Source organism: Sphingomonas sp. 2378 (assembly GCF_038084995.1).
GTDB lineage: Bacteria > Pseudomonadota > Alphaproteobacteria > Sphingomonadales > Sphingomonadaceae > Sphingomonas.
This window is the reverse complement of the sequence record NZ_JAXCMJ010000042.1, coordinates 22,250-29,958: the sequence shown is the minus strand read 5'-3', so window position 1 is coordinate 29,958 and position 7,709 is coordinate 22,250. Positions and strand designations below refer to the sequence as shown.

7 protein-coding genes are annotated in these 7,709 nt (G+C 65.4%); 5 read left to right on the top strand and 2 right to left on the bottom strand.

Annotated elements, in window-relative coordinates:
* Both SM191_RS16225 and SM191_RS16220 read left to right on the top strand, forming a co-directional pair.
* A partial coding sequence (locus SM191_RS16225; RefSeq protein WP_341507090.1) for a hypothetical protein occupies positions 1-386 on the top strand: 386 nt, incomplete at its 5' end.
* 40 nt (positions 387-426) lie between these two features.
* Entirely contained in the window at positions 427-819 is a 393-nt protein-coding gene (locus SM191_RS16220) for a hypothetical protein (protein ID WP_341507089.1), read from the top strand.
* Positions 820-1,031: 212 nt separating this feature from the next.
* Here the strand turns inward: SM191_RS16220 and SM191_RS16215 are convergent, their stop codons facing one another.
* Entirely contained in the window at positions 1,032-1,382 is a 351-nt protein-coding gene (locus tag SM191_RS16215) for an FAD-dependent monooxygenase (RefSeq protein WP_341507088.1), read from the bottom strand.
* Between the two features lie 195 nt (positions 1,383-1,577).
* Here SM191_RS16215 and SM191_RS16210 point away from each other — a divergent pair, with 195 nt between their 5' ends.
* On the top strand, positions 1,578-3,659 hold the full coding sequence (locus tag SM191_RS16210; RefSeq protein WP_341507087.1) for a S9 family peptidase: 2,082 nt from the start codon (positions 1,578-1,580) through the stop codon (positions 3,657-3,659).
* Positions 3,660-3,668: 9 nt separating this feature from the next.
* Here SM191_RS16210 and SM191_RS16205 read toward each other — a convergent pair whose 3' ends face one another.
* Positions 3,669-4,310 (bottom strand): FMN-binding negative transcriptional regulator, encoded by a 642-nt coding sequence (locus SM191_RS16205; RefSeq protein WP_341507086.1) that lies wholly within the window; start codon positions 4,308-4,310, stop codon positions 3,669-3,671.
* Between the two features lie 125 nt (positions 4,311-4,435).
* Here SM191_RS16205 and pdxR point away from each other — a divergent pair, with 125 nt between their 5' ends.
* Both pdxR and SM191_RS16195 read left to right on the top strand, forming a co-directional pair.
* On the top strand, positions 4,436-5,896 hold the full coding sequence (gene pdxR / locus SM191_RS16200; RefSeq protein WP_341507085.1) for a MocR-like pyridoxine biosynthesis transcription factor PdxR: 1,461 nt from the start codon (positions 4,436-4,438) through the stop codon (positions 5,894-5,896).
* Positions 5,897-5,985: 89 nt separating this feature from the next.
* On the top strand, positions 5,986-7,653 hold the full coding sequence (locus tag SM191_RS16195) for an amidohydrolase (RefSeq protein WP_341507084.1): 1,668 nt from the start codon (positions 5,986-5,988) through the stop codon (positions 7,651-7,653).
* Positions 7,654-7,709 lie beyond the last annotated feature (56 nt).

Sequence of the window (7,709 nt, the reverse complement as noted above, 5' to 3'; positions counted from 1 at the left end):
TCAACGCTTCCACCAGCGATCGCTGCTCGACCATCACCATGCCCTCCTGCCCGCACAGTGAATCACTCAACCATCCTCATTGCCAGCCGTTTCGCAGAGGAATCCTACAGGAAGCCTGCGTCCATTCGCAGATCCTGTGTGCGCCGGTCGATCCGAACCGCCGCTTCGCGGACTGGGTGCGATCGGATGTCAGCGAGATCGAGCAGGACGCACAGGTCGATGCGATCGCCGTATTCCGGCTCGTCATACGCCGTCTCGCCGGGGTGAATCCGGTCGGTCGCAGCATCGCTGCGGCCATCAGCGGCCACTTCGCCGAATGGCTGGGCGAAGCCGATTACGCCGCCACCCGGCTCCATGTCGCGGACCTGCTGTCCGCCGCCAACTGATCGAACCCGGCCGCATCGCGGCCTACCTCCAGGAAAAACTATGTCTCTCATTGATCTATCGATCGAGGAGCACGGCTTCGCGCCCGCGTCGATCGCGCTCGCTGTGCGCACCATCGGTGCCTGTCCCGCCGCCCGCCACCGACCGGACGCCCGCATCCTCTGCGGGGTCGGCATCCTCAACGTCACGCCGGATGATGGTGGCGGCCACCGGTTCTCCGCCGATGCTCGCTGCCTCGGAGAAGGCGACGCCGTCGGCGATCTTCTCGACTGGCTGGAGCAGCGCATCCCCGCGACCGGCGCTGCAATAAGCTGGGACAATTGGGGTCGCGTCCCCCACCGACTGCTGGCGCTCGCCGATCTGGCGCGCCATTCGCGCATCATCGCCATCGCCGGCGACACGGCCGGGCGGTGGCGCGACATGCCGCGCGGATAACGAATAGACCGCAGACATAGGACACTCTCCCATTCTACGGCCCCGTGGTGCGTTCGCACTCATATGCCTGGCGGGTGAACTCCCGCTATTTTGTTTCGCGAGTCTTCGCGCATTCTTTCGGACAATCCAAGCCGCGCGCATTTGCGTGTGGCATAGGACACATGGCGGACCCGTTAGACGGGCGGCGAAGCGTGCATCGCGGTTGGACGACGTCAGACCGTCCAGCATCGTCGCCAGGTGATGGCATCCTCGATCGTCGTATTCGCATCCTGCCCATGATGGGGCAGCATGGCATGGACGGCATCGCCGATCAGGACGACCCGACCGCGATGCCAATGGCGAAGCGGCGGGGCGACGAACAGGCACCAGCGCCGTTCGACAGCGCCCGCCGCGACCATCTGGCGCACGGCCGGATGCCAGTCGGCAAAGGCCGCCACCGCGTCACCGGACTCGATCGGCACCGTACCGCCACGATCGGGCAAAGCGGTGGGGCCCTCCACCACCGCGAAGAAGTCGACATGCCCGCCGGCGCTGCCGAGTGACGGAGCGAACGCCGTCCGCACCCACCACGATATCGGCCTCCACAGGATCGCGCCCGGCGGCATTATCGCGGGCGTGGCTTATTCCGTCTCAGCAGGAGAGCGGCGATCCATCACGCTCTACCAGAAGCGGCACATCCCTTTGGTCAAGGACGGACGGCATGCTGGACCCATGACTTCGATCAAAATTGGTGGTTGTACGAAGCGTCGGGCCCGAGAATGAGCAGCGTCGATATCGGCCACCGCTCCTGCCCGGTATCGACGCTGCTCGAAAGGATCCGCGTGCGTTACCTATTGGCCATCTGGACCTGCATTCTCGTTACACCACCGGCTGTGGGACAGGGCGGGCATCCGATAACGCCCGAGGACATGCTGGGGGTTCGACAGGTTGCCGATGCGCAGATGTCGCCCGACGGAAAGCGGATCGCCTATACCGTCACCGAGCGTAAGGGTGACGAGCGCGTATCGCGCATCTGGATCGTGCCTGCCGATGGTTCGGCCCCGGCCCGGCCCCTGACCGTCGGCAGCGGCTCCGACACATCGCCACGCTGGTCACCGGATTCCCGATCGCTGGCGTTTCTTTCCACGCGCAAGAACAACTGGCCGCAGTTCCGCTTCAAGCTGACCGGGCTGGAGGGCCTTCCCCAGGTAGCGGCCAAGGCACCGGCAGCCGACGCGAACAAGCCGCAACTCCACCTTTTCGACTTTACCAGCGAAGCGCGCCCCCTGACCGACATTCCGGGCGGTATCAAGAGCTTCCGCTGGCTACCCGATGGCAGCGGCATGAGCTTCGTCCATCGCGACACCGGTGACGCCCGCCAGCGCGAACGCCAGGCCGCGAACAATGACGAGATCGTCGCCTTCGATCGCAGCCTTTTCGACCGGCTGTTCGTCTATACGCTGGCGGACGGCCAGGCGCGGCTGATCACCCGTGGCGACGACAATGTCGGTGACGCGGTCGCCATCCCCGGCGGCGCGCTTTATGTCGCCCGGCTTGCTTCGTCGTCGAACCTCAACGACGTCTATTACGGGACCCGCACCGCACTGCTCGATGGCGTGACCGGCCATATCGTGAGGACGTTGACGCCGCGCGGCCATTTCCTCAGCGAACCATCGCCGGACGGCCGCCGCATCGTGCTCACCGAGCGGACCGAGAAGGGCATTCTGGGCGGCTATCCGCGCATCGTCGATCTGCGAACCGGCCACAAGATCGACGTGACCGGTCCGAACCCCGCCACCTTCGGTATTTTCAAGTGGAGCGCCGACGGCAGGACGCTGCTCGGCGGAGCGGAAGAAGGCACACATGATATCGTCTACCGCATCGACCTGACCACCGGTCGCGCAACGCCCCTGGCCCGTGTGCCGACAGGCGGCGATCGCTTCACCGCCTCGACCGATTTGCGGGTTCTGGCCATCGCCGGCAGCACGCCGGATCGTCCCGCCGCGATCTGGACCATGCGCGGCAGCAAGCTGGGACGCGTGGCCGACCATAATCCGCAAGTCGCCCAGTGGACGCTGGGAGCAACCGAGGAAATCGACTGGAAGAGCAGCAAGGACGGCCGCGTCCTGCATGGCATATTGGTCTATCCCGCAGGCTATACACACGGGACGCGCGTGCCGATGGTCACCTATCTGCACGGCGGCCCGCTCGAAAGCTGGTCGAACGGCTGGAACGCGACCTGGTACTCACCCGCGCAACTCCTCGCCTCGCATGGCTATGCGGTCCTGCTGCCCAATCCGCGCGGATCGAGTAGCGGCGGCGTCGACCTGGCCGAAGCGAATTTCGGCGACTGGGGCGGCACCGATTATCAGGACGTTCAGGACGGCATCGACACGGTGATCGATCGCGGCGTGGCCGACCCGAACCGGCTCGGCATCGGCGGGTGGAGCTATGGCGGCTTCATGGCGATGTGGTCCGTCGGGCATACGGACCGGTTCAAGGCGGCCTATTCCGGTGCGGGGATCAGCGACCTGAAGATGATGGCGCTGACCACCGATATTTCGCCCAACTATCTGGGCGCCTATTTCCCGCCGGTGCTGGGCGCGCCGGACGTCTTCGCGACGCATTCGCCACTGACCAGCGTCGAGCGTGTCACCACCCCGATCCTCCTGATCCATGGCGCGGATGACGATCGCGTGCCGCCGACCCAGTCGCTGGCCTTCTTCAATGCCCTTCGCTTCCAGAACAAGCCGGCAAACCTGATCCTCTATCCGCATGAGCCGCACATCTTCACCCGATATGCCCATCAGGTCGACAGCCTTACCCGCATGCTGGCTTGGTTCGACGCGCACTTGCGCTGAGCGTCGAACCTAGAGCCGCGATCGGTTGAAATGCGCCATCCAGCGTCGGAGCGCCGGGTCAGCCGTCGCGTCGAGGATCGCGCGTAGCGTGTCGATCCGCTCGTCCTGGCCCAGCTTGAACTTTGCGGCGATCGCGGTGGGGCGGGCGCGGAAGCCGATGATGGCACCGAGCATCCCCCGATAGCGCTCGCCCAATTCCGTGGTCGACCAAGGATCGGGGCGCGAGCGCTCCATCGCCATGATCAACACGGCAAGGGACTGCTCGGTCGCCGCTTCGTCGAACACGATGTCCGCATTGACCCTGGCCTGCGCATAGTTCCAGGTCGGTGCCCAATCGCGCAGCCCCGCCTGTTCGGGCGAGACATAGCCTTCGGGGCCGCGGAACAGGATGGTCGCCGAAGTGTCCTGGGCCAGCGCGAGATGCAGCGGATTGCGCCGCGCCAGGTGGCCGATCAACTCGATCAGACGACCATCCCCGTCATAGATACCGATCAGCGGCAGCAGACTGGCCTCCAGCCCCTTGCCGCCGCGCGCCGTCACCCAGGCCAGCGGATGCTCATCGATCAGCATACGAAGATCGGCATCGTCATAGCACTCAAAGGGAGACAGAGGGCGCACCCCCTTCGTCGAAACCGAGCCCTGCCGCGTCATGATTGCACAATCGCGCCACGCTCCTCACGCAACAAGCGCCAAGACATAAAATGGCGCGGGACCAAGCTTCACAAATCCTTAGTTGGGCCGTAGACCCACTTGAAATCAATGGAAATGAGGGACCAATGCTGCGCCCTTGGCAAGTGGGATTGAGCGAGCGGATCGATCCCGCACGCGAAACGCCGATCTATATGCAGATCATCCAGGCGCTGATCCGCGATATAGACAGCGGACGACTGACCTCGGGCACCTATCTGCCGAGCAGCCGCGAACTCGCGACGACCCTGAAGGTCAATCGCAAGACGGTCGTCCTCGCTTATGAGGATTTGATCGCCCAAGGCTGGCTTTCGTCCGCCGGGACACGAGGCACGATGGTGTCGGAGTCGCTACCCGAACCGTCCGGCCGAACACACGAGTCCCCCCTGCCGCATACGGTTCCCACGGGCGCCGCCTATCGCTTCGCCGCGCCGCCGCAGCGACCGCTCGCGCTGCCACCGGGACAGGGTCTGAAGCTGGACGAAGGTGCGCCGGACGGGCGACTGTTCCCCGCCGAACTGCTCGCCCGTGCCTATCGCTCGGCCGTCGCGAAGGCGACGCGGATCAACGGCTTCCAGTATCGCGACCCGCGCGGTTCGCCAGCGTTGCGGGAGAATGTCGCCGCGATGCTCAAAAGCCAGCGCGGCTTGAGCGTGACCGCCGACAATATCTGCATCACACGCGGCAGCCAGAACGGCATCTTCGTCTCGGCGCAAGTGCTGTTGCGCCCAGGCGACACCGTGATCGTCGAGGCTTTGACCTATGAACCGGCCGTGGCCGCATTCCGCGCATTGGGAGCGCAGGTGGTGCCGGTCGGGCTCGACGACGAAGGCACGATCATCGACGATGTCGAGGCGGCGTGTCGACGGCACCGGGTTCGCGCCGTGTTCGTAACCCCGCATCACCAGTTCCCGACGACCGTATCGCTACGGCCCGAGCGCCGCCTGCGTCTGCTCGAACTCGCTCGCCAATTCGGCTTCGCGATCATCGAGGACGATTATGATCATGAATTTCACTTCGAATCCCAACCGCTGCTGCCCATGGCCGGCTATGCGCCCAACCATGTCATCTATGTCGGATCCCTGTCGAAGCTGCTCCTGCCCGCCTTGCGCATCGGCTATGTCGCCGCGCCGATACCCGTGGTCGAGGCGATCGCGCATTCCGTTTCGCTGACCGACGGCATGGGCAATACCCTGACGGAGGATGCGGCGGCCGAACTGATCGAGAGCGGCGAATTGCGCCGCCATGCCCGCAAGGTGCGTCAGATATATGCGCAACGGCGACAGAGCTTCGCCGCGGAGGTCGAACGCACGCTGGGCGGATTGGTCGAATATCGCCTGCCGGACGGAGGGCTTGCCTTCTGGCTGCGATTTCGCGGCGATCTCGATACGATCGAGGCACGTGCCCAGGCGATGGGCCTGCGCTTCGCCTCCTCGCGCTCGTTCATGACGCGGGAAGACGCCCCACAGGGCCTGCGGATCGGCTTCGCCAGCCTGACGGAACAGGAAGCGCGCGCCGGTCTCTCGGCACTGGCGCAGGCGGCGCATTAGCCTTGGCCCGGTCCGTTCGGCGCGAACTGGATGTTTCGCGCCGGCGATCGACGGATTGATGTCTTTTCGGTCAAGCGGAGGGACCGGTGATGGACAGGCGAAACTTTCTGACCGCGAGCGGCGGCGGGGTGGCCGCGATGCTGGCCCCTGCCCTCGCGCGGGATATGACGGGCGCACTCGACACCGCCTATATCAACGGACGGATCTGGACGGGCGCTGGCCCGGGCCTGTTCACCGATGCGCTCGGGATCAAGGGGGACAGGATCGGCGCGATCGGCCACGCCGCGGTCAGGAGCGCCGCCGCCAGATCGACCCGGATCGTCGATCTGAAGGGCGCGTTCGTGACGCCCGGTTTCATCGACGCGCATGTCCACTTCGTCAAAGCGTCCGTCATGCTCACCCAGCCTTCGCTGCGGACGGCGGACAGCCCCGAAGACTTCGTCCGGCGGATCGGCGAGGCGGCGCGCAAGCTGCCGAAGGGAGAATGGCTACAGGGCGGCAACTGGGATCAGGACCGCTGGGGCGGCCGGATGCCGCATCGCAGTTGGATCGACCCGGTCACGGCCGACACGCCCGTCGCGGTGATACGATACGACCTGCATATGATGCTGCTCAATTCGGTCGCACTCAAACTGGCCGGTATCGATCGCAACACTCCCGACATGCCCGGCGGCGTGATCGAGCGCGACGCGAAGGGCGAGCCCACCGGCATCATCAAGGACGCCGCCAAGCAACTGGCTATCCGCGCGATCGGCGCGCCCAGCGATGCGCGGATCGACGCCGCGGTACGGCAGGGCATCGCGCTGGCGCTGAGCAAGGGGGTGACCGGTGTGCACAGCACCGAGATCGACTGGGTTTCGCAAGCCGCCTTTCAGCGACTGAACGCGGCCGGTTCGCCCGGTATCCGCTTTCGCAGCTATGTGCCACTGGCGGACTGGGCGCGGCAGGCAAAGCTGATCGCCGATCATGGCAGCGGCGACGACGGGATGCGTCTGGCCGGCTGCAAGGTGGTGTTCGACGGTTCGCTGGGGTCCCGCACCGCTCTGTTCTACGACCCCTATATCGATGATCCGTCGACCCATGGCATCACCGTCACCGATCCCGCCGACCTCGAACGCTGGATGATGGCCGCGGACAAGGCCGGGTTGCAGATCGCGGTGCATGCGATCGGGGACAAAGCCAACGACACCGTGCTCGACATCATGGCATCCGTCGCCGCCGCCAACGGCGAACGCGATCGCCGCTTTCGCATCGAACACGCCCAGCATCTCACCCCCGCGGCGATTCCACGCTTCGCCCGCCAGGGCGTGATCGCCTCCATCCAGCCCTATCATGCCGTCGACGATGGCCGTTGGGCAGCGCGCCGCATCGAGCCGGATCGGCTGAAGACCAGCTTCGCCTTTCATTCGCTGATCGCGTCGGGCGCGCATGTCTGCATGGGGTCGGACTGGCCGGTCGCTCCGATCGATCCGCTGAGCGGCCTGAAAGCGGCGGTACTGCGCGAGACGATCGACGGGGAGAACCCCGGCGGCTGGTATCCCGAACAGCGTATCGGCCTCGCCCAGGCGCTGTCCGGCTATACGCGGGGCGGCGCCTATGCCGCCTTTGCGGAACGGCGGCTGGGTGTGCTGGCGCCCGGCTTCCTTGCGGATTTCACGGTCTTCGATACCGATCTTTTCGCGATCGACCCGGAAAGGATGACCGATGCGAAGGTCCTGCGTACCGTCGTGTCGGGGCTGCCGCGCTTCGTCGCCTGACCCGGCGAATTGGTCCCCTCCCCTCTGCATAAACTGGATGTTTTGCCCGAGCGGCA